The following is a 22,895-nucleotide window of genomic DNA, read 5'->3' on the forward strand; positions in this document are numbered from 1 at the left end:
AGCCTCTTTTCGTCAGCGCCAACCTGGGTTAATTTAATTGTCGGTTAACAACTATTTGTCAGTTATAACGGGGATCACTCTCAAGTGAACCCACTTTCTACGGAGTAACAATATGAAAAAATTATTATCTCTTTCGCTGCTCGGCCTGGCAGTCGCCGCCGCTTCCTCGGCACAGGCGCGTGATTACGACAACGTGCGCATTGGCGTAGACGTTCCCTACGAGCCGATGGAATTCCGCACCGCTGAAGGCGAGCTGACCGGTTTTGATATCGACCTTGGCAACGAGCTATGCGACCGCATGGGCGTTACCTGCGAGTGGGTCGAGCAGGAGTGGGATGGCATCATTCCCGGCCTAATGTCACGCAACTACGACGCCATCATGTCGTCCATGACCATTAACGACGAGCGTCGTGAGCAAGTGCTGTTCTCCGACCCCTACATCACTATGCCTTCTGCATGGTTTGCTGCCAGCGACCTGGGCATCAGCGAAGCCACTAAAGAGACGCTGGAAGGCATGACCATCGGCGTTCAGCGCGGCACCCTGCAGGACAACTACGTGACTGACAACTTCAGTGACGTCGCCGACATCAGCCGCTACTCCACCGCCGACGATATGGTGCTGGATATGGAAGCTGAGCGTCTGGACATCGTGTTCCTCGACTTCCCGATTGGCCAATCCACACTGCTGGAAAGCGAAGAAGCTGAGTATGTGGTGGTTGGTGAGCGCATTAGCGAGCCTAAAGAGTACTTTGGTGACGGTTTTGGTATCGCCTTCCGTCAGCGCGACGAAGCACTGGCCGAGCAGTTCAACGAAGCCCTGGCTGAAGTACAAGAAGACGGCACTTACGACGAAATTTACACGCGTTATTTTGGTGAAGAAGACGCAGAGTAATTGCTCTCTCCTCCCCGGCTTAAACGTCGGGGAGGTATTTAGGCGATATTGTTCTATGACCTATACCCCTTCCTTTCTAGCGCAGTCCTCAAGCGCGCAACGCCCAGGCACGAGCTGCTACTTTGACAGCTTTTACCTGAGCGAGTGGTTCGACGAATAGCCTTCCCCCTTTGGCACGCCCGTGCCATTCCACGCCCCTGCGCGTGACTATTGCCGTGTATTCATAACACACCGCAACCCCTGCGCTTGGCGCACTTAAAAGCCTTTGCGCGTTGTAACACCCACTAACTAAAAAATTGTTTTCAGGAGACTGACTATGCGTTCTGCAACGCTGACACTGGCCGCTGCCTTGGCGGTCGGTTTAACGACGTCGTTTGTTTCAATTTCCGCCACCGCACGTGACTACGACGAGATTCGGCTCGGCGTCGATGTGCCCTACGAACCCTTCATGTACCGCGAAGCCGACGGCACACTCACCGGCTTTGAGATCGAACTGGGTAACGCCGTCTGCGACCACCTTGAAGTGAGCTGCACCTGGGTTGAGCAGGATTGGGACGGCATTATTCCCGGCCTACTGGCACGCAACTACGATGCCATTATGTCGTCTATGGCAATTACCGAGGAGCGTGCCCAGCGCGTGCTTTTCTCAGAAGCCTACTACACCACCCCCAGTGCTTGGATCACCACCAATGAGCACGACATCAATATTGAGGATCGCGATAGCCTGGAAGGCTTAACCGTGGGCGTGCAGCGGGCCACCCTGCAGGATAACTACGTCACTGAGCTATATGGAGACATCCTAGAGATCCGTCGCTATACCGGGGTGGATGATGTAGTGACCGACCTTTTGGCCGGTCGACTGGATCTCACTTTCATGGACTACCCAATCGCCGAAGCCGCCATCGATATTGATACGCCAGAGAGCGATTTCCAACGCATCAGCGATTTTATTAAGCAGCCTGAGCATATTTTCGGCCAAGGGGTAGGCGTGGCGTTTCGTCTTCGTGATGAAGCGCTGGCTGAACGCTTTAACGAAGCGCTGCGTGCCATAAAAGATAATGGCACTTATGATGAAATAATGAACCGTTACTTCAACTACGATGTGCGCCTTTAAGTACGCCAATGGTGTGATAACGCCGACCTTCGGGTCGGCGTTCTTATAACCTGAAATCAAAAACTAAGGAATGCGATGCTAACGCTCGTTAAAAACGCTCAGCTTTTCACCCCAGAGCCTCAAGGCCTATGCCATTTATTGATCGCCGACCAGCGCATTGCAGCGATAATCGATGCCACTGAAGCGTTTAACCTGGGCTCACTGATTACCACGGTAGATATAGAAGGTAGGCGCGTCATTCCAGGCTTGGTAGATCCCTTGGTACATTATATTGGCGGCGGCGGCGAAGGTGGTTTTGGTAACCGTACGGCGGAACTCAGCCTTGAAGAAGCCTGCGCCTCTGGAGTAACTACCTTAATAGGCGCCTTGGGCACCGATGCGCTAACCCGCACCCCTGCTAATTTAATTGGCAAAGCACGAGAGCTTGCCGCAGGCGGTTTAACCACCTACGCCTATACCGGTTCTTACCAGCTTCCTCCCGTTACCTTGACCGGGTCGGTAGCCAGCGACATCCTTTATATTCCTGAGTTTATCGGGGTGGGTGAAGTAGCAATTAGCGACCATCGTGGCTCCCAACCCAGCACTCACGAACTCACGCGACTAGCGTCTGATGCACGTACCGCGGGGCTGCTGGCGGGCAAGTCGGGGATTGTGTTTATTCATACCGGCGATGCTGACTCGCACCTTGAGCCACTACGCAGCGTCGCTAAGAACAGCGCCATCCCTCTTACGCAGTTCTACCCGACCCATATCAACCGCACACCAGCGCTGTTTGAAGATGGTCTGCGCTTTGCGCGCGAAGGCGGCCGCATTGATTTCACCACGAGTACCACGCCCGAGCTTTTGGCAGGCGGTGAAGTGCCTGCATCAGAGGCGGTTGCCCGTGCGCTTAGGGCGCGTATTGAGCCTGCACGTATCAGCCTCTCATCGGATGCCAACGCCTCGCTACCGCAATTTGACGAACAGCACCGCTTTATCGGCTTAAAACCGGGTAAACTAAGCAGCCTGTTTGACGTCCTGGGTGAGTGCATTAATGAGCACCAGATCGGCATGGAGAACGCTCTTCGCAGCGCAGCTACATCCGCCGCAGATACATTAAAGCTGCCTCATAAAGGCCGCCTGACGGCCGGTAGCGATGCGGATTTTATTGTTCTTTCAGACGGGCGCTGGGCGATTGACCAAGTGTGGGCGTTAGGGAAGCCCATCTATACAGACTGAATTCAACAAGTACTGGCCGCGAACTAGCGCCAGTATTACGGGTCTTTACTCCACAACAGAACCCTACAAGGAGGTTACATGGTTGAAAAATCAGCGCCCCACTCAGTAGCAACAGAGACGGCTGCGTCTTTGCGCCCGTCTTCCCACTGGACAGGCTGGGGGCAGTGGCTCGCGCTGATCACCATGACCGTCGACCACCTCACGCGCTATGTGTTGCCCGGTGGTTGGGATTTAGACTGGGCGGGGTCTTCCATTGGCCGTATCGCTTTTCCACTGTTTGCCGCCATGGTGGCCTGGCACGGGCTGTTTAATACCCGTAATCCGCTGCGCTACTCGCGGCGCATTCTGATTATCGGCCTGGTGGCCCAACTCCCCTACATGATGATGCCGCGCACGTCAGACGCTTTTATCCTCAACGTCTGCTTTACCCTCGCCAGCGGCTTAGCCTTAGGGGCGCTAGTGCGCCAAGGCTGGCAGCACTACCAGCAGCAAACGTTGGGGTTTCCCTGGCTATTAGCAGGCGCGGCGGTAGGCGTTACTGTTTGGTACTTGCTCGGGTTTTGGGTGGAGTACGGCCACAACGGGTTGCTGCTAATTCCGCTACTAATGTTCGCTCTGCACGCCTTGAGTCAAGCAGAAAGCCATTTTCAAGCGCGCCTGTGGGCAGGCTTAGCGGCGTTTCCGGTACTCTGGATTGCTGGGCAAATGAACGCCTCTGATATGGCCAAATCGTTTACCGTAGGCACTTGCGTCATCGTGTTGGTACTCGCTGCAGGTGCAGCTCAACGAATCCCGCCAGTCGGCTTAGTGATGCCGCGCCGTTTATGGCTGGCATGGTACCCCGGCCACTTTGCGTTAATCGCGTTATGGCTGCTGCTAATCGGTCAACTGACTTAAGCGTTTGGATCACTGCATTGCTTATCGCGCATCCAGGGTTGATAGCGGCACAGCTGCGCCCGCCCTTCTGTTTTAGCGCGATACATCGCAATATCCGCCTGTTTAAGCACGTCTTCGTGGTCACAGGCGGCTGTAGTAAAGCAGGTATAGCCAATACTCGGCGTGACGTCCGTATCGTGGCTTGCCAGTCGGTAAGGCTGAGAGAGCGCCTGCTGAACCTTGAGCATATAACTCTCAGCGCGTGCCTCGAGGTCGGGTGCCGAGGTCTCATCAAACAACGCCAGCAACACAAATTCATCACCGCTCAGGCGTGCGGCTATGTCGCCTTCGCTCAGGCAACTTTCCAGTCGGCGGGCTACCTGGACTAACAAATTATCGCCAGCAGCGTGCCCTAAGGTATCGTTAATCAATTTAAACCGATCCATATCCAAGAACATCAGTAACCCGCTCTGGACTCCTTTTTGTTTCTCATCGCAGAGGGTGGCCAAACGCTCGATAAACAGCCGCCGATTCGGTAAGTCGGTGAGTGAGTCATAGAACGCCTGACGGTAGATGATCGCTTCAGCGCGCTTACGCTCGGTAAAGTCTTCGATAATGGCCACACCGCCAACCATCTCATTACTGGCGCTATGCACGCCGTTAAAAAACGCTCGCAAAGGGGTGCCTGCGCTCGCTTTGGGCAGATAGTAAGTGCCCTCATAGTAGCCAGTCCCTTTAGCTAGGGCATTGCGTACTGCATTGGCCACTTCTGGGTCCGCCGAGCGGGATAACATCCGATAGCCGAGCAACTGCGCGCGGTTAACGTCCAGTATCTCCAGCAGCTTGCTATTGCAGTCAGTGACGAATCCCTGACCATCAAAATGCAGCACACCTAACGGCGAGTGTTGAAAGATCGAGCGGTAGCGATTTTCGCTCTCTTGCAGCTGCGCCTCCCGGGCGGACATACTCACCCGCAGGGCAATGTTATCGTGAATAATTCGGCTTAACCGGCGGCTGGTGGTAACAATCAGGCCGAGAAACAGGCTAAGCATGGCGCCAATCAAGATCGCTAGCGGTGAGCCTAATAGTAAAAACTGAACTAACAGCGGGAGCAAAATTGGCAGCACGAAACCGAGCGCCACCCACCACACGGCAGAAAGCGTAGTGACTCCACCAGCAGCAATGCCCGCCAGTACAATCGAGAGCGCCGCAACCTGGCCATGATTTTCGCCAGTAAACAGAACGATTCCACCGACACCCCATACGCAGCCAGCTGCAATCGCCCCGGCGCTAAATCGATAGAGCCAGCGGCGACGCTGCTGTTGCTGTGCCGGTAAGCGGCGAAAATAGTAGGCCAAGGCAAGGCGAGCGAACGAAACAAAGGTCAATACTGCGAGCCAGGTGAGCAGTACCCAGCTTGCGACCACTGGCCACATTGCGGCTACTAATAGTATTCCTGCCAACACGCTGCTTAGCACCGGTTGCCAAAGATTGTCGTACAGCAGACGTACTTTTTCGCTATGTAGGCGCTTTACAGTGACATGGTGGTCGCGATGGAAACCACTGCGCAGCCTAGGGGCAGACCCAGTAGTTGAAGAGTGAGGCATACTGACTATCCGCCTAAAAGTCGCTATTAAGATCAGCATAATTAGCTGATTTTTTGTTGTGGTTCCTTTTTAGCGCATTTAGCCACTTTTAGCGATAAAAGTTGCATGATTGGTCAACATTGGTACAAAAAAGCCGCCTGAGATAAGCAGGCGGCTGTAGAAACTACTGTTTGATGGAAAAGCTTAACTGTGGCGGCGGTGCCTCTGGCAGCAACGCACTGCAGGTGTTCACTTTTTCCAACAGTTCGGCATGGTTGGGCGCTAGGATATTGATATGGGCGAGCTTACGACCGGCGCGCTCTTCTTTGTCGTAGCGATGCAGATGCGTATTGGCAAGCGCTAGAATCGCCGCGTTATCGCCTTCATGCCCAATCACATTAATCATGCAGGTGGGGGCAATCGCCTGGGTATCGCCTAGGGGCAAGCCCTGTATCGCACGCAGGTGATTTTCAAACTGGCTAGTCACTGCGCCGTCCATCGTCCAGTGTCCAGAGTTATGCACCCGAGGCGCCATTTCGTTAGCCAGTAAGCTGCCATCGCGGGTTTGAAACAGCTCTAGCGCCAGCACGCCCACGTAATCCAGCTCATCTAACAGCGCACGAATATAGCCATCAGCGGTTTGCTGAACGCTGGCATCCAGATCGGGCAGCGGCGCAACGGAATAACGCAGGATGCCATCTACATGCTGGTTCTCTGCCATGGGATAGAACACCACCTCGCCATTGCGGCCACGCACGGCAATCATCGAGACCTCGCGCACGAAATCGACGAAGGCCTCAACGACTAGCTGCGAGTGCCCAATCGCGTTCCACGCCTCGCCAGCCTGCTCGGGCTGTTTCAAGACTGCCTGGCCTTTACCGTCGTAGCCTTCAGTGACCGATTTAGCTACTACCGGGCAACCCAACTCACGGGCGGCTGCTTCTAGCTGCTCGGCGCTCTCCACTACCCGGTAAGCGGGCGTAGGAATGCCTAGACGATCAAACAGTGTCTTCTCTTCGACCCGGTTCTGACACACTTCAATGGCACGGCTGCTGGGGTAGACCGGTTTGTGCTGCTCAATCTCGCGCACCAGCTGAACGGGCAGGTGTTCGAATTCGTAGGTCACCACATCCACCTTGGCCAAAAACTCAGCCAGGTGCTGATTATTAGGATCGACAATTACATCGCCAATACCCGCACTGGGGTTACCCGTGGTATCTAAAAACGTGAAACGATTACCCAGCGGATAACCCGCTAGCGCCAACATGCGGCCTAATTGACCTGCACCCAGTACACCAATGTTTTGTACAACGTCGCTCTTTGCAATACCAGAGTTCATAGCCAGACTCCTTATTCCGCTTCCGGCTCGGGGCGCGGATCAGGGTTATCGAGGACTTTCTGAGTCTGCTCTGCGCGAAAGGCTTCGACAGCGCTGCGTACCGCCGCATCTTGCAGGCCAACGATCTGCGCCGCTAGCAAACCTGCGTTGGTCGCGCCGGCTTTGCCAATCGCCAGGGTGCCCACCGCTATGCCGCCCGGCATCTGCGCAATGGAAAGGAGCGAATCCAAACCTTTTAGCGCTTTAGACTCCACCGGTACACCCAGCACTGGCAGTGGCGTTTGTGAGGCCACCATACCTGGCAAGTGAGCAGCGCCGCCCGCGCCCGCCACGATAACCTGCAAGCCGCGATCAGCAGCACTCTTGGCATAGTCGAACAGCAGGTCAGGCGTGCGGTGCGCTGACACTACGCGGGTTTCATAAGCCACGCCCAAACGCTCCAGCATGGAAACAGCGTGCTCCATGACCGGCCAATCAGACTTGGAACCCATGATCACGCCCACCTTGGGTGCGCTGTTCGACGACATGCAAAACTCCTCGGCCCAACGGCCTATAACAGCGAGATAAAAAATCGAAAAAATAGCGTGTACCGAACCCGATACACATAAAAATTGGAAGGCACGTAGTTTACCAGAGCTAGCCCGTTTGCGGGCTTTGCCGAGGTCGTGAAATTTTCATCAAAATAGGCATTGAAATGCGCACCGGTTGGCGGCATTGTGTGTTTGTCATTTCAGACTGATGGAGCCACATGAGCACGGCACGCGCAACTGCCACTGCGGACCAGCTTGATCCTCCGCGAAGCAGCCCTGACCTCGAAGTCAGGGAACTCGAAAAACGTACGCGATTAATGCGTATTATCACGCGTCTGATCGCTGTATCAGATTTAGGAAGCCGAGAAATTGCCCGTCGGGCAGGGCTTCCCGTTCAGAAAATTAGCGACCTGCTCGCCGGAAGGCTTGAGCACCTGGGAGTGGATGAACTCCACGCCCTGCGTCGCACCTTAGAGCTGGAGGCGCCATAGCAGACACTTTTTCTGCTGTTCCCATTTCTCCACTCCACGCAGACCGCCTCTCGGCGGTCTGCAAAGAAACTTTTTCCTTCTCGCTCAAGCCCTATCTCAAGCCCTACTCCGCGATTACTTCACTTCGTTGGTAATTTAAAAATCGAGGTCGCCGCGCTTTGCTCGCGATGACAAGAAGAATGTCATTGCGAGGAGCCTGCGACGAAGCAATCTCTCCTCGAGCTCGCAATGATCAAGCAATGTCTCATTGCTCACGGCGCAATCGCAATTCCCCCAAACGCTACAACAGCCACCACTACCCAAGCGGGCAGCTTCCATACGGTTAATAGCAAGAAACCGGTAAGCGCCAGCGCAAACTCTTCTGCGCCAATGATCGCGCTGGTCCACACCGGCTGATAAAGCGCCGCGCCTAAAATACCCACCACCGCTGCATTGGCACCGCGCATCAGTGCCTGGGCGCTTGCCCACTGACGAAACTGATTCCAAAACGGCAGCACGCCCACTAACAGCAAAAAGCCGGGGATAAAGATCGCCAGCAGCGCCAGCAGGGCGCCAACTAAACCATTGATACCGGGCAGCAGTGCGCCTAAATAAGCGGCAAAGGTAAATAGCGGCCCTGGTACTGCCTGGGCGGCACCGTAACCCGCCAAAAACTCATCCGGCGTGATCCAACCCGACTGCACCACCTCGGCTTCCAACAGCGGGAGCACCACATGCCCACCGCCAAACACTAACGCACCAGAACGGTAAAACGCATCGGCGATATCCAGCCAAGCAGCGGCTCCCGCCAGTAACGGCAGCAGAATCAACAGCCCACCGAATAGCCCCAGCGCTACCATGCCAGCCTTGCGCGATACTGGAAAATGCAGCGAATCGCTTGCCGTAGCAGCGGCGCTATCGCGACACAGCGCCAGCCCGGCTAAGCCACCCAACACAATCGCCGCGACCTGGCCCAACGGGCCGCTGACCACTACCACTGTAAACACCGCCGCAAGCGCGATGCCCGTGCGGGTTTTATCCGGGCAGAGATTACGCGCCATGCCCCACACCGCGTGGGCCACAATCGCCACCGCCACCACTTTTAAGCCATGGATTATGCCACTGGCAATGGGGCCATCCAGCACCGCCGCGCCAAACGCAAACAGCACCAGGATGATCGCCGAGGGCAACGTAAAAGCCAGCCACGCCATGGCAGCCCCACAAGGCCCCGCGCGCAGTAAGCCAAGAGCAAAGCCCACCTGGCTGCTGGCAGGCCCCGGTAAGAACTGACACAGCGCCACTAAATCAGCGTAGGCGCTTTCAGTTAACCACTGGCGCCGCTCAACAAAGGCCGTACGAAAATAACCAAGGTGCGCCACCGGGCCACCAAAGGACGTTAAGCCGAGCGCTAAAAATGCCCAAAATACCTCACCTATGCGCCCGCGTGCCTGCGTTTGTTCCACCATTTCGACCACCTGTTATCCCATTAAAAAAGCGCAAGGCTTTTATACTAAGCCTTGCGCTTTAATTCTTTATGACAGCGTGTTCATGACGATACGCTCATAACGGCAACGCGGACTATTCCTGGTCGGTCACCGCCCCGGTGCTGGCCGAGCTAACCAAGCGCGCATACTTAGCCAGCACACCACGCGTATAGCGGGGTTCTGGCTGCTGCCAGGCGGCGCGACGGCGGATTAGCTCTTCGTCAGAGAGATCAACGTCAATGGTATCTGCCTCGGCATCGATGGTGATGGTATCGCCATCTTCCACCAGCGCCAGCGGGCCGCCGTCAAACGCTTCCGGTGACACATGGCCGACCACAAAACCGTGACTGCCACCCGAGAAACGCCCATCGGTAATCAGCGCCACGTCATTGCCCAAACCGCGGCCCATAATCGCCGAGGTCGGGGTCAGCATTTCGCGCATACCGGGGCCACCTTTCGGCCCTTCATAGCGAATCACCACCACATCGCCGGCGACTACGGTGCCATCGTTAATGCGTGCCTGGGCCTCTTCTTCAGAGCCGAATACCCGCGCAGAACCAGAGAAGCGTGTGCCCTCTTTGCCGGTAATCTTCGCGACTGCGCCTTCCGGTGCCAGGTTGCCGTAGAGCATGCGCAGATGGCTTTCCGTTTTAATCGGATTACCCAGTGATGCAATGATCGGCGGCTCGGCGGGATAAGGCTCGATTTCGGCCAGGTTCTCTTCCAACGTTTTGCCGGTGACGGTCAAGCAGTTGCCGTTGAGCAGGCCCGCGTCCAGCAAGGTTTTCATCAGTGGCTGAATACCGCCAATCGCCACCAGCTCGCTCATCATGTAATGGCCGCTGGGGCGCAGGTCAGCGAGTACCGGCACGCGCTTACCAATTTCAGTAAAGTCGGACAGCGACAGTTCAACGCCGATGGTGCGCGCCATGGCGATAAGGTGCAGTACCGCATTGGTAGAACCGCCTAAAGCGATAGTGACCGTAATGGCGTTCTCAAAAGCCTCGCGTGTCATGATATCGGAAGGCTTAATATCGTCCGCCAGCAGCGCCAGTACTGCTTCGCCTGCCGCTTTGCAGTCGTCGCGCTTCTCCTGGGAGATAGCATTCTGCGCCGAGCTACCCGGCAGGCTCATGCCCAAGGCTTCAATGGCCGAAGCCATGGTGTTGGCGGTGTACATACCGCCACAGGAACCGGGACCGGGGATCGCCGTTTCTTCGATATTTTTAAGTTCGATGAGGTCGATATCACCACGGGAGTGCGCGCCCATAGCCTCAAAGACCGAAACAATATCGGTATGCCCTTTGCCGGGCATAATGGTGCCGCCGTAAACAAACACGCTGGGGCGGTTTAAGCGCGCCAGGCCCATCAGGCAGCCAGGCATGTTCTTATCGCAGCCGCCAATGGCCACCAAGCCATCAAAGCCTTCGCAGCCCGCCACGGTTTCGATGGAATCGGCGATCACTTCCCGCGATACCAACGAGTACTTCATGCCTTCGGTGCCGTTAGCAATACCATCGGAAATAGTAATGGTATTGAAAATTACACCTTTACCACCGCCCGCATCGGCGCCATCGCGGGCAAACTCGGCCAGCTCATTAATATGGCTATTGCAGGGCGTCACCATGCTCCAGGTAGACGCAATGCCCACCTGGGGCTTTTGAAAATCGGCATCTGTAAAACCCACGGCGCGCAGCATGGCGCGGCTGGCGGCTTTACCGGGGCCATCGACCACTTGGGAAGAGTGGCGGCGGGCGTGTTGCGATGACTCGCTCATTAGGAATTCCTCGTTGCTTGGCTCACAGTATCCGCATAGCTTGGCGATATATGTCGCATCCCGCAAGACGATTAACTTATGGCACCATACACTTAGTCGCCCCGCCACCGCCGTGAGGCACCATCCATTAAGGAATCGTGCATGTCTGCAAACTCTCTGCTCACGCAAACGCCGCTAACGCCGGGCTTTATGGTGGTGCATGCCAATCGCCTGGAAGACCTGCGCGGTTTGGCGGTGGAGTGGATGCGCCGACACCCGCTCTCGCCGCTGGAGAATGAAACCATTCTGGTGCAGAGCAACGGCATTGGGCAGTGGCTAAAACTGGCGCTGGCGGAAGACCCGGCCCAAGGCGGTGCGGGCATAGCGGCGGCATTGAACGTCACGCTGCCCGCGCGCTTTCTATGGCAGGCCTACCGCACGGTGCTAACCCAGCTGACCCATGACGAGCAGGCAGTGCCCGAAACCTCGCCATTTGATAAGTCGCGGCTGATATGGCGACTTCTGCGCCTGCTGCCCAGCCTTGCCGAGCAGGAAGCCTTTGCGCCGCTGGCACGCTTCTTAGAGGTCGATCGCGACCAGCGCAAGCACTACCAACTGGCTGAACGGCTAGCGGATTTGTTCGATCAATACCAAGTGTATCGCGCCGACTGGCTGGACGCCTGGGCCAAGGGTAACGATGTATTGATCACCGCCCGTGGCGAAGCCCGCCCGCTGGAAGCGCACCAACTGTGGCAGCCAGAGCTGTGGCGCGCGCTGCGCGACGATGTGGCAAATAATCTAGGCGAGGCGGGTCTTAACAGCAGCCGCGCCCAGGTACACAGCCGTTTCCTGGAAGCCGCCGAGCATTTGGAAGGCCAGGACTGCCCACACGGCCTGCCCCGGAGGCTAATTATTTTCGGCATATCGTCACTGCCGCAGCAAACCTTGGAAGCCCTGGCGGCGCTCTCGCGCTGCTGCCAAATCGTGCTCTGCGTTCACAACCCCTGCCAGTACTACTGGGCGGATATTATCGAGCATAAAGACCTGCTCCGCGCCAGCCGCTACCGCCAGCGACGCAAGGCAGGCATGCCCGACGCTTTGGATGTATTGGGCACCGGCGATGCCGACGACGCCCTGCACCTTCACGCCCAACCGCTGCTGGCCGCCTGGGGCAAACAGGGCCGCGACTATTTACGCCTGCTCGACGAGCACGATGACGCGGGCAACTATCAAACCCTATTCGAGCAGCAGGCGCTGCGCATTGATATGTTCGAGCCCTTTAGCGGTGAAGAGCGCAACTGCCTGCTCAGCCAGCTACAGGACGATATCCGCGAGCTGCGCCCCGTGGCGGAAACCCAAACCCACTGGCCCGCGCTCGACCCCGCCAGCGACGACTCCATCGTGTTCCATATCGCCCACGGCCCGCAGCGGGAAGTGGAGATCCTTCACGACCAGCTGCTGTCGGCCTTCAGCGCCGACCCGGATCTGCGCCCGCGGGATATCATCGTCATGGTGCCGGACATCGACCGCTACGCGCCGCACATAGAAGCGGTGTTCGGCCAGTATCGCTCCGCTTTCAGTGGCTATAACACGAGACCCGACGACCCACGCTACATCCCGTATACCCTTTCTGATCAGGCCAGCCGCCACCGCCTGCCAATGATGATTGCGCTCGAAAAACTGCTGCGCCTGCCTGAACTGCGCCTCTCGGTGAGCGATCTGCTCGACTTGCTGGAAGTTCCCGCGCTGCGCACCCGCTTTGGCATCGACGAGCACGACCTGCCCACCCTTAGCCGCTGGATCGAGGGTGCGGGTATTCGATGGGGGCTCAATGCGGAACAGCGCACCCGGCTGGATCTTCCCGAAGGCCTGACCCAGAACACCTGGGCGTTTGGCCTGCGTCGCCTGCTGCTTGGATATACGGTGGGCAGTGCCGAGGCGTGGCAAGGCATTGAGCCGTTTGATGATATCGGCGGGCTGGAAGCCTCTTTGGCAGGCCCGCTGGCAAATCTGTTGGAAAAGCTGGAAAGCACTTGGGAAACCTTCTGCCAGCCTGCCGACGCCGCCAGCTGGGTGGCCCGGCTACGCGAGCTATTAGAAACCTACTTCCTCACCGACGACGCTCAAGAAAGCGTCATGCTCACCAAGCTGGAGACCGCACTACAGCAGCTGTTGGACAGCACCGAAGAGGCCGAGCTTTTTGATCCCCTGCCGCTCTCCATGGTGCGTGAGCACTGGCTAGGGCAAATCGACGAGCACAGCCTTTCCCAGCGCTTTCTCGCGGGCGCGGTCAACTTCGCCACGTTGATGCCGATGCGCGCCATTCCCTTCAAGCATGTGTGCCTGCTGGGCATGAACGACGGCGAATACCCGCGCTCGCAGCCGCCGCTGGACTTTGACCTGATGGGCAGCGACTACCGCCCCGGCGACCGCTCGCGGCGGGAAGACGACCGCTACCTGTTTTTGGAAGCGCTACTCTCTGCCCGCCAGCAGCTCTACATCAGTTGGGTGGGTCGTAGCCAGATCGACAACAATCCCATGCCGCCCTCGGTGCTGGTCGGCCAACTACGCGACCACCTGGAAGCGGGCTGGCACACCCAAAACGGCGAGCCGCTGCTGGAAGCATTAACCACCGAGCACCCGCTGCAGCCGTTTAGCCGTCGCTACTTCTCTTCCCAGGCCAGCGACTCCCCCGCCCAGGCACGGCTATTTACATACGCCCACGAGTGGCACGCTCTGCACGCACTGCGAAGCGAAAGCCGATCAGGAGAGAGGCCAGCGGCGCTTAAACCGGACAGCGAACAGCAAGGCACACTAACCCTGAACCAGCTAGGCAGCTTTCTACGCGAACCCGCCAAGGCATTTTTCAACACCCGCCTGGGGGTCTATTTCGAGCAGGAAGAGCTCACCCAACTGGATGTAGAACCCTTCACCCTGGACGGGCTACAGAACTGGCAGTTGCAAGATCAGTTAATCGCCGCCCAGCGCCACGCGGTGGATAACGGCCAGCCGCGAGTGGAAGCGCTGCACGCAGAATTGGAACGCTTTAAAGGCCAAGGCGTTTTGGCGGTGGGTGCCTTTGGCGAGCGGATGCGCGAAGCGCTGGCAGAACCCATGGATGCCCTGTTTGGCGCCTACGAAGAGGCGCTGCAAGAGTGGCCCCAAGTAGTAGCAGCGCCCCAGGCGGTGCATGTTGTTGAAAGAGCTGAAGGGGAGGTAACGCTGGAAGATTGGCTGGGTGAGCTTCGCCAAGATGACGCGGGCAACCGCTGCCGCCTGCTACTGCTTAGCAGCAGTTTGATCAGCCAGGGGCGTGGCCGCGGCCAATACCGCTGGCAGCATCTGCTGCGCCCCTGGGTCGCTCACCTGGCGGGTAATATTGAGCGCCCGATGACCACCCAGCTACTTTCCAAAGCGGGCCACGTGCGCCTGGAGCCTTTAGACGCCGAGAATGCCCGCTTCCAGCTAGATGCCCTACTCAACGCCTGGTGGGATGGCATGCAGACCCCGCTACCGCTGGCTCCACAGGCCGCTTTCGCTTGGCTGGCCAAGCAAGGCACGCCAGAATCCGAACCGGAGAGCGACGCCTACGCCGCCGCCGAAACCGCCTACGAAGGTGGCCGTTTTCAAACCGGCGAAGTCGCCCAAAGCGCCTACCTCTCTCACCAATGGCCTAGCTTCGAGAAGCTATTCAAAGAGCGGGTTCTGGGCCACAGCTTCGCCTCATTGACCGAAGCGCTTTACGCGCCGCTGCACCGCTCCGTGAAGGGCTAATGGTTATAAAAGGCGTTAAGGGTTCTTGCAGCTAAGCGACAGTACCCGCTTCGCCAGGGCGATCATCTCCGGGTCGCCGGTGTTCTTTTCCGCCACATCGGAAAGCTTGATCACCGGCAGCCAGCCCTGCCCCTCGGGGCGCGCCTCGACCATCTTGATCACCATGTTCATCGGCTCAACGCCCACATCGTTGGTGAAGTTGGTGCCGATACCGAACGCCATCCCGATGCGATCCTGGCAAAAAGCCTGAATACGCTCGACCCGTTCCGGCGTCAGCGCATCGGAGAAGATAATCGTCTTGCTCAGCGGGTTGATGCCCAGGCGCTCATAGTGCTCGATGGTCTGGGAAGCAAACTCGAAAGGGTCGCCGCTATCGTGGCGAACGCCGTCGAACAGCTTGGCGAACTTCTTATCGAAGCTGTCGTAAAAGGCCTTGGAGGTAAAGGTATCCGTCAAGGCGATACCCAAGTCGCCGCGGTACACATCCACCCAGTGCTCCAGCGCAAGACTATTGGCCATTTTGAAACCAAAGCGGGCACCGTGGAACATAAACCACTCATGGGCATGGGTGCCGATCGGCTTAACGCCGTGACGCATGGCCAGCAGCACATTGCTGGTGCCGCTGAATGCCTCACCGCCGTAGTGGCCAAGTGCGCCCACCACGCGGTCGTGAACGTCAAACGAGAAGCGCCGCCGGGTACCGAACTCGGCAATTTTCAGCCCTAAACGACGGTAGAGTTCGATCTTCTCCTGGGCGCGCTGCTCAATCAACGCATCGGCTTCAGGCGTGATCGTTACCCCGCGCACGCGATACCAAAGCTCGCTGATCAACGCCATCAGCGGCACTTCCCAGAGAATGGTGCGATACCAGGGCCCTTCGATGATCACCGAAAGATCGCTTCCCTGCTGCTCGATAATCACCTCGCTGGGGTTGTAGTGAAACCCGGCGAGGAAGTCGAGGTAGGTAGGGTCGAGATAAGGGCACGTCGTTTCGAGGTAGCGCTTCTCTTCATCGTTCAGGCGAAGTTCCGCCATCTGATCGACTTCGCGGCGCAGCGCAGCACCGAAGCCTTCAGGAAAATCGTGCTCGCCACGGTTGATAAAAGCGTAGCGCGCATGGGCATAAGGAAAGCGTTTGATCACGGCGTTCTGCATCGTGATCTTATAGAAGTCATTATCCAGCAGCGATGTCAGCATGAGATCCCATCGTTAGAGTGAACCGAAGCCGCCGGTAGCGTAAACTCATTGCACCAAGAGTGGCTCGGCGACAAGATTATCAGGTGGCGGGGTTCTCATACAGTCTAGGAGCTGTCTTGATGCGACTTACTCAATCACAGCGCGACACGATACTTTCGAGCGTACACGAATTCATTAAGCCTTCTGTGCAAGTCCATGTGTTTGGCTCGCGGCTGGATAATACCAAGCGGGGCGGCGATGTTGACCTGTTACTGATCTCCCAGATAGCAATACCACTACTTGCCCGTGCCGAACTCAAAATGGCACTCGAACAACGCCTCCAACTGCCTGTGGATATCGTAACCTATGTTTCGGCAGCAGAGCCCACGCCCTTCCAAGCAATCGCCTTGGCACAGTCCCGTCCGATTGATAGTGAGGAAGTGGTATGAGTAAGTTGTTCACCGCCAGCCGAGACTTCTCGACCGAGTTTGACAGTATTTTCTTATGAGCCAGCCCGCACCACTCAATCCACTAAGCCTCCCGCTTCACGGCAGCCGACTGATAGAGGCAAGCGCGGGCACCGGCAAAACCTTCACCATCGCCCTGCTTTACGTGCGTTTGGTACTCGGCGGCCACAGCTTTGACGACGACACGGCGTTTGTACGCCCGCTCACGCCGCCAGAAATTTTAGTTGTTACCTTCACCAACGCTGCCACCCAAGAGCTACGCGAACGCATCCGCAACCGGCTGGTAGAAGCAGCAGAAGTGTTTCGAGCTGAGGGCGTAGAAGGAGGGGCGCCGGGGGCAAGCCGTAGTGGAGGTCATTCAACAGGGATGTTGAATGTAGCGCCCACGGATGGGTTCACAGCGCCTCCACGTAGGCTTGCCGCCGGGGAAGCCCCGGTTGCACTAGATCCGTTGCTCCTAGAACTCCGCGACCAATACGATCCCGCCACCTGGCCCGCCTGCTCGCGGCGCTTGGCGCTGGCCGCCGAGTGGATGGACGAAGCCGCGGTTTCCACCATCCACAGCTGGTGCTACCGCATGCTGCGCGAACACGCCTTCGACAGCGGCAGCCTGTTCTCCCTCAATTTAGAAAACGACCAGCGCGAACTCGAACAGGAAGTGGTGCGCGACTACTGGCGCAGCTTCTACTACCCGCTGGACAGCGACGCCCTCGGCATTGTCACCCGCTACTGGAAATCACCGGACGACCTGCACGCCCCGCTGCAGCGGCTACTGCCCGAAAGCGAAGCGCTGGGCAGCGAAAAGCCCGAGCCCAGCGAGACCCTAGCCACCACCCAAGCCGAACGCACCGCCCAGCTCAACGAGCTCAAAGCCCCCTGGTCCGCCTGGCTGGACGAACTGGTGCCCGCCCTGGAAGACGCCGCCACGCGCAAAGCCTTCAAAGGCCAGAGCTTCAACGCCAAAAGCCGCGCCAACTGGCTAGGCGCACTACGTGAGTGGTGCGAAACGGACGCCGACCACCCGGCGCTCACCGACGCCGCATGGAAACGCATGACGCCAGACGGAATGGCGGATATCTGGAAAGACGGCGCGCCACCCTGCCCTCAAGCATGGGAAGCGCTGGCACAGCTACCGGCGGCACTGTATGCCCTGCCCGAGCCGCGCAACGACCTGTTGATTCACGCCGTACAGTGGTGCCGCGCCCGGCTGGAGCGCGAACAGGAACGCCGCGCCGAGATGGGCCCCAACGACTTGCTCACCCATCTGGATCGCGCCCTGCAAGGCCCCAACAAAGAAGCCCTGGCCGTGCAGATCCAGCGCCAGTTCCCCGTGGCACTGATCGACGAGTTCCAAGACACCGACCCGATACAGTACCGCATCTTCAACGCCGTGTATGACGTCGCAACGCCCCGCCGCGACAGCGCCATTCTGCTGATTGGCGACCCCAAGCAGGCGATCTACGCATTCCGCGGTGCGGATATTTTCACCTACCTGCAGGCCCGCCAAGACACCGATGGCCGCCACGTCACACTGGGCACCAACTTCCGTTCCAGCCGCGCCATGGTGGCAGCGATCAACCACTGCTTCAGCTTCGCCGACCAGCACAATGCCGGCGCCTTTCTGTTCCGTGCAGATAGCGATAATAATCCACTGCCGTTTAACCCTGTCAAAGCCAAAGGCACCAGCGACACCCTGGTGCTCAAAGGTAAGCCGCTACCCGCGATGACCCTGTGGCCACTTGAAAGCGACGAGCCGCTCTCCAAAACCGCCTACCAAAGCGAGATGGCCGAGCGCTGCGCCTCGCATATGGCCGCGCTTTTGGAAGCTGGCCGTAAACAGCAAGCAGGCTTTGCGAAAGCTGCCGATAACGGAGAGCAAACACTCACTCCGTTGGCACCTTCGGACATGGCCGTTCTGGTCAACGGCCTGCAGGAAGCTCGGGCGATTCGACTGGCGCTGGCCAGCCGAGGCATCAAGAGCGTCTACCTTTCCGATCACGACAAGGTGTTCAGCTCCCCCATTGCTCCACAGCTAGCCATTTGGCTGCGCGCCTGCGCCGAGCCCCAGGCCAACTCACGCCAGGCGGAAGCCAAGCTGCGCGCCGCCCTGGCAACATCGGTGATTGGGCTAAGCCTTGAGGAGCTTGACCACCTCAATCAAAGCGAGCTGGCCTGGGAAGCTCGGGTTGAGCAGTTCAGCGACTATCACCGCCTGTGGCAGCGCCAAGGCGTGCTCCCGCTGGTGCGCCGTTTGATGGTCGATTTTGATATCGCCGCGCGGCTGCTGGGCGAGTTCGCCGAAGGTGAGCGTTTACTAACCGACCTGCTCCACCTGGGAGAAATGCTGCAGCACGCCAGCCAGGAACTGGATGGCGAACACGCGCTGATTCGCTTTCTGGCGGAAGCCATTGCCGACCCCGATAGCCACGGCGACAGCCACAAGCTACGCCTGGAGAGCGACGCCGATTTGGTCAAGGTAGTGACCATTCACAAATCCAAGGGGCTGGAGTACCCGCTGGTGTTCCTGCCGTTTATCGCCAACCACCGCCCGGTGAGCGACACCGACCTGCCGCTGCGCTGGCACGATAGCGAAGGCACGCTGCAACTCAGCCTAAGCGCCGATGAAGCAACGCTGGCCACCGCTGACCGCGAACGGCTGGGCGAAGACCTGCGCAAGCTTTACGTAGCGCTCACCCGCGCCCGCCACGCCACCTGGCTGGGGCTGGCACCGCTAAAAGGCAGCGAGAATAGCGCCATCGGCCACCTGATCAACGGCGGCAAGGCCATCGCCCCCAGCGCGTTTACCCAAGCGCTAGGCGAACTGGTGGAAGGCAGTAATATCGAGCTAAGTGACGCCCCGGCCCCCACCGCGCTCCGCTTCACCCCAGCGCCGGAGCAACAGGCACTAGGCCACGCCCGCACGCCGCTGCGCCCCGCCCGGGAACAGTGGTGGATCGCCAGCTACTCGGCGCTGCGTACTTCTGGGGCCGTCTCTGGATCTAGCACCACACCGCTGACAACGCCCGCGCCGGAACCCACCACGCCCCAGGAAGCCACCACCTTGGAAGTGCTGGACGAGCCCCACGACAACGCCATTAACACCGAGGCGTTTCATTTACATAGATTTCCGCGTGGCCCCGGCCCCGGCACCTTTCTACATGGGCTTTTAGAGTGGGCGGGCCAGCTAGGCTTTAACACCGCCCTGAAAGACCCCGCCGCCCGGGAAGATATGCTGCGGCGGCGCGTACAGCTACGCGGCTGGCAGGCATGGCACGACACCCTGGCAGGCTGGTTTGAAGAACTGCTCGCTACGCCCTTACCCATTTCAATGCAGCAACCCAACGAGGGCGGTCAGGTGGCGCTATGTGAACTCGAAAGCTATCAGGTAGAGCTGGAGTTCTGGTTTGCCGCCCACCATGTGGAAACCCGCAAGCTGGATGAACTGGTAAGTAACCACTTACTGCCTGGGGTATCGCGCCCCGCGCTAGATGCCGACACGCTTAATGGCATGCTCAAAGGCTTTATCGACCTCGCCTTTGAGCATGAAGGCCGCTTCTATGTGCTCGACTGGAAATCCAACTACCTGGGCAGCGACGACAGCGCCTACACCGCGAAAGCCCTGCGCAACGCCATGCTCGAAAAACGCTACGACCTGCAAGCCGCGCTTTACCTGCTCGCGTTGCACCGGCTACTCAAAGCGCGCCTGCCCGACTACGACCCGCACCAGCATTTGGGTGGCTCGATGACGGTATTTCTGCGCGGCAGCCGCACCACCGCCCGTGGGGTTCACGCCGTACCTGCGCCGGTCGCGCTGATCGAAGCGCTGGATGCGCTCTTTGCAGGCACGGCAGCAGATGCAGTATCAGAAACAGGCCTAGAGGCGGTGGTATGAGCAATAGAGACACACAATCTATGAACCTAGACCTGTTCGCCGATGACGCGCCGCCTGCTGCACCTGATTCAACCGCATCGGTAACACCACTGATGGAATCAGCCGCCAGTGACGCCCAGCCGCACCCCGCGCTAAGCGACACCGCCGCGCTATTTCTGCTGTGTGAACGCTGGGTTTCCCGTGGCTGGCTGCGGGATCTGGATTTGGCCCTGGTGCGCTTTCTCGACCGCGAAACCCAAAACGCCCCGCCGCTACTGTTGCTAGGCGCAGCGCTGGCCAGCCACCAGCTTGGCCGTGGCCACGTGTGCCTGGATGTAGCCGCTACGCTGGAAGCGCCGGATTTTGCGCTTTCGCTGCCGCCGGAAGGCGACGACCTGAACGACCCACCGCCGCTGCCCAGCCATGTGCTGGCCACGCTAACGCTGCCCGAATGGCAGGCAGCGCTCAACCACCCAACGCTAATCAGCGACGGCCCTGGCAATACGCCTCTGGTGAAAAGTGACTCCTCTGGTCTTTCACATAAGACCACCCGGCTCTACCTACGCCGCTACTGGCAGTTCGAGCAAACTCTGCACCAGGAGATCGCGGTACGGCTGAGCGTGGATAGCTCAGAGGAATCGCCTCTACTCAAAAGTGCGCTGGATGCGTTATTCCCCGCCACCGACACCCTGGATTGGCAAAAAAACGCCTGCGCTCTTGCTGCGCGCAGCCCGTTCGCGATCATCACCGGCGGCCCCGGCACCGGCAAAACCACCACCGTGGTGCGCCTGCTAGCCCTGCTGCAAACCCTGCAACTGGCCCAGCCGAGCGCCCACCCGCTGCGCATTCGCCTGGCCGCCCCCACCGGCAAAGCCGCCGCACGGCTAAATGAATCCATCGCCGGGCAGGTGAAGGACCTACCCCTTAGCGGGTTAGAATCTCTATTAGATGAGCAATCAGCCGCTGCCTCATCGAACGCAATAGAAATCCCGACGGAAGTGACAACGATCCACAGGCTACTTGGCGCCCGCGCCGACACCCGCCACTTCCGCCACAACGCCGCCAACCCGCTGGCGCTGGATGTGCTGGTGGTGGATGAAGCCTCAATGGTGGATATCGAAATGATGACGGCGCTGCTCAGCGCCCTGCCCACCAGCGCCAAGCTGGTGCTGCTGGGGGATAAAGACCAGCTGGCTTCCGTAGAAGCAGGCGCCGTACTGGGCGACCTGTGCCGCCGCGCCGACGCCGCCCACTACACCCCCGCCACGGCGCAATGGCTAGCCGAACTCACCGACCACCCACTGCCGAATGAATTAATCGACCCGGACGGCCAGCCGCTGGACCAAGCCATTACCATGCTGCGGGTAAGCCACCGCTTTACTGAAACAAGCGGCATCGGCCAGCTTGCCCAGGCGATTAACCAGCCGCTAAGTGAGGCATTGCGGGAACGGGATAAACACCAAGCCGTGCATGGCGTACTGAATAACGGCTACGCCGACTTGCACCACCTGGTGTTGAAGCCAGATGCACAAAACGAAGACAGCGCCCTTGAGCGCCTTGTAATCACCGGCAGCCCGGAACGTTTTCCCAGCACAGGCGAAGGCCGCACCGACCACAAAGGCAAGCCCATCGCTCCGCCCACCGGTTACTGCCACTACCTAAACACATTAGATAGTGAGCGGCCTGATACGGCACTGGCGTTTGAAGAGAACGGCGACGCTTACGATGCCTGGGCGAAGCAAGTACTGAACGCCTACAGCCGCTTTCAGCTGCTGTGCGCGCTACGCAAAGGCCCCTGGGGAGTAGAAGGCTTAAACCTGCGCATCGCCAAAACCCTGCGTCGCGAAAAGCTGCTGTTCGGCAACGACCACACGTTTGAGAAAGGCTGGTTCGAAGGCCGCCCCGTGCTGGTCACCCAAAACGACTACGGCCTGAAACTGATGAACGGCGATATCGGCATCACAATGGCGGTGCCAGATCCCCGCGCTCCCAGCAGGACACTTTTACGCGTCGCCTTTCCGACCAGTGACCCGGAAAACCCAATCCATTGGGTGCTGCCTTCCCGCCTGCACGCGGTAGAAACCGTGTTCGCGATGACGGTACACAAATCCCAAGGCTCAGAGTTTCAGCACACCGCCCTGCTGCTACCGCAAACGCCCAATCCAATCCTAACCCGCGAGCTGGTCTACACCGGCATCACCCGCGCCCGGGATTGGCTAACACTAATCGAAGCCAAACGCGGGATTTTGAATGATGCGGTGACTAGGGAAGTTATGAGGGTGAGTGGGGTGGAGGAAATCTGAAAGATTAATTATAATATAAAATACAAAAATCTCATTATT

General features: G+C 58.4%; 15 protein-coding genes. 9 read left to right on the forward strand and 6 right to left on the reverse strand.

Annotation, left to right across the window (positions count from 1 at the left end; translation table 11 throughout):
* Positions 1–112 precede the first annotated feature (112 nt).
* The 4 genes from QHL1GM_RS06975 to QHL1GM_RS06990 all read left to right on the forward strand — a co-directional run bounded on the left by QHL1GM_RS06975 (position 113) and on the right by QHL1GM_RS06990 (position 4,121).
* A complete protein-coding gene (locus QHL1GM_RS06975) occupies positions 113–892 on the forward strand; it encodes a transporter substrate-binding domain-containing protein (protein WP_071693813.1) in 780 nt (259 codons plus the stop codon).
* Positions 893–1,208: 316 nt separating this feature from the next.
* Positions 1,209–2,006, forward strand: coding sequence for a transporter substrate-binding domain-containing protein (locus QHL1GM_RS06980; protein ID WP_071693814.1), 798 nt, complete (start codon positions 1,209–1,211; stop codon positions 2,004–2,006).
* A gap of 75 nt (positions 2,007–2,081) precedes the next feature.
* Positions 2,082–3,224 (forward strand): beta-aspartyl-peptidase, encoded by a 1,143-nt coding sequence (gene iadA / locus QHL1GM_RS06985; protein WP_071693815.1) that lies wholly within the window; start codon positions 2,082–2,084, stop codon positions 3,222–3,224.
* Between the two features lie 78 nt (positions 3,225–3,302).
* On the forward strand, positions 3,303–4,121 hold the full coding sequence (locus QHL1GM_RS06990) for a TraX family protein (RefSeq protein WP_071693816.1): 819 nt from the start codon (positions 3,303–3,305) through the stop codon (positions 4,119–4,121).
* Here the strand turns inward: QHL1GM_RS06990 and QHL1GM_RS06995 are convergent.
* The 3 genes from QHL1GM_RS06995 to purE form a co-directional block, all read right to left on the reverse strand.
* Positions 4,118–5,707, reverse strand: coding sequence for a diguanylate cyclase (locus QHL1GM_RS06995; RefSeq protein ID WP_071693817.1), 1,590 nt, complete (start codon positions 5,705–5,707; stop codon positions 4,118–4,120). The two genes, QHL1GM_RS06990 and QHL1GM_RS06995, sit on opposite strands and share 4 nt — an antisense overlap.
* A gap of 163 nt (positions 5,708–5,870) precedes the next feature.
* On the reverse strand, positions 5,871–7,025 hold the full coding sequence (locus QHL1GM_RS07000; protein ID WP_071693818.1) for a 5-(carboxyamino)imidazole ribonucleotide synthase: 1,155 nt from the start codon (positions 7,023–7,025) through the stop codon (positions 5,871–5,873).
* An 11-nt stretch (positions 7,026–7,036) separates the two neighbouring features.
* Complete coding sequence (purE, locus tag QHL1GM_RS07005) at positions 7,037–7,552, reverse strand: 5-(carboxyamino)imidazole ribonucleotide mutase (RefSeq protein ID WP_071693819.1); 516 nt, start codon at positions 7,550–7,552, stop codon at positions 7,037–7,039.
* 221 nt (positions 7,553–7,773) lie between these two features.
* Here purE and QHL1GM_RS07010 point away from each other — a divergent pair, with 221 nt between their 5' ends.
* Positions 7,774–8,046 (forward strand): XRE family transcriptional regulator, encoded by a 273-nt coding sequence (locus tag QHL1GM_RS07010; RefSeq protein WP_071693820.1) that lies wholly within the window; start codon positions 7,774–7,776, stop codon positions 8,044–8,046.
* 251 nt (positions 8,047–8,297) lie between these two features.
* On the opposite strand, the gene chrA is transcribed toward QHL1GM_RS07010, so the two are convergent.
* Entirely contained in the window at positions 8,298–9,491 is a 1,194-nt protein-coding gene (gene chrA / locus QHL1GM_RS07015) for a chromate efflux transporter (RefSeq protein ID WP_175540358.1), read from the reverse strand.
* Between the two features lie 112 nt (positions 9,492–9,603).
* The gene (ilvD, locus tag QHL1GM_RS07020; RefSeq protein ID WP_071693822.1) at positions 9,604–11,286 is read right to left on the reverse strand and encodes a dihydroxy-acid dehydratase; all 1,683 of its coding nucleotides are present in this window, start codon (positions 11,284–11,286) and stop codon (positions 9,604–9,606) included.
* 141 nt (positions 11,287–11,427) lie between these two features.
* On the opposite strand from ilvD, the gene recC reads away from it, so the two are divergent.
* Positions 11,428–15,039 carry an exodeoxyribonuclease V subunit gamma gene (recC, locus tag QHL1GM_RS07025; RefSeq protein WP_071693823.1) on the forward strand — a complete coding sequence of 1,204 codons (3,612 nt, stop codon included), beginning with the start codon at positions 11,428–11,430 and terminating at the stop codon, positions 15,037–15,039.
* Between the two features lie 15 nt (positions 15,040–15,054).
* Here the strand turns inward: recC and pncB are convergent, their stop codons facing one another.
* Positions 15,055–16,236 carry a nicotinate phosphoribosyltransferase gene (pncB, locus tag QHL1GM_RS07030; RefSeq protein ID WP_071693824.1) on the reverse strand — a complete coding sequence of 394 codons (1,182 nt, stop codon included), beginning with the start codon at positions 16,234–16,236 and terminating at the stop codon, positions 15,055–15,057.
* A gap of 119 nt (positions 16,237–16,355) precedes the next feature.
* Between pncB and QHL1GM_RS07035 the strand changes: the two genes are divergently transcribed.
* Genes QHL1GM_RS07035 through recD form a run of 3 tightly spaced genes read left to right on the forward strand, consistent with a single transcriptional unit; the run spans position 16,356 to position 22,856 of the window.
* A complete protein-coding gene (locus QHL1GM_RS07035) occupies positions 16,356–16,664 on the forward strand; it encodes a nucleotidyltransferase domain-containing protein (protein WP_071693825.1) in 309 nt (102 codons plus the stop codon).
* 55 nt (positions 16,665–16,719) lie between these two features.
* Positions 16,720–20,574, forward strand: coding sequence for an exodeoxyribonuclease V subunit beta (gene recB, locus QHL1GM_RS07040; protein ID WP_071693826.1), 3,855 nt, complete (start codon positions 16,720–16,722; stop codon positions 20,572–20,574).
* Positions 20,571–22,856, forward strand: coding sequence for an exodeoxyribonuclease V subunit alpha (gene recD, locus QHL1GM_RS07045; protein ID WP_254795271.1), 2,286 nt, complete (start codon positions 20,571–20,573; stop codon positions 22,854–22,856). Before recB ends, recD begins: the two co-directional genes overlap by 4 nt.
* The last annotated feature ends 39 nt before the right edge of the window (positions 22,857–22,895 follow it).

This window comes from Halomonas sp. QHL1, from assembly GCF_001882345.1.
Taxonomy (GTDB): Bacteria; Pseudomonadota; Gammaproteobacteria; order Pseudomonadales; family Halomonadaceae; genus Vreelandella.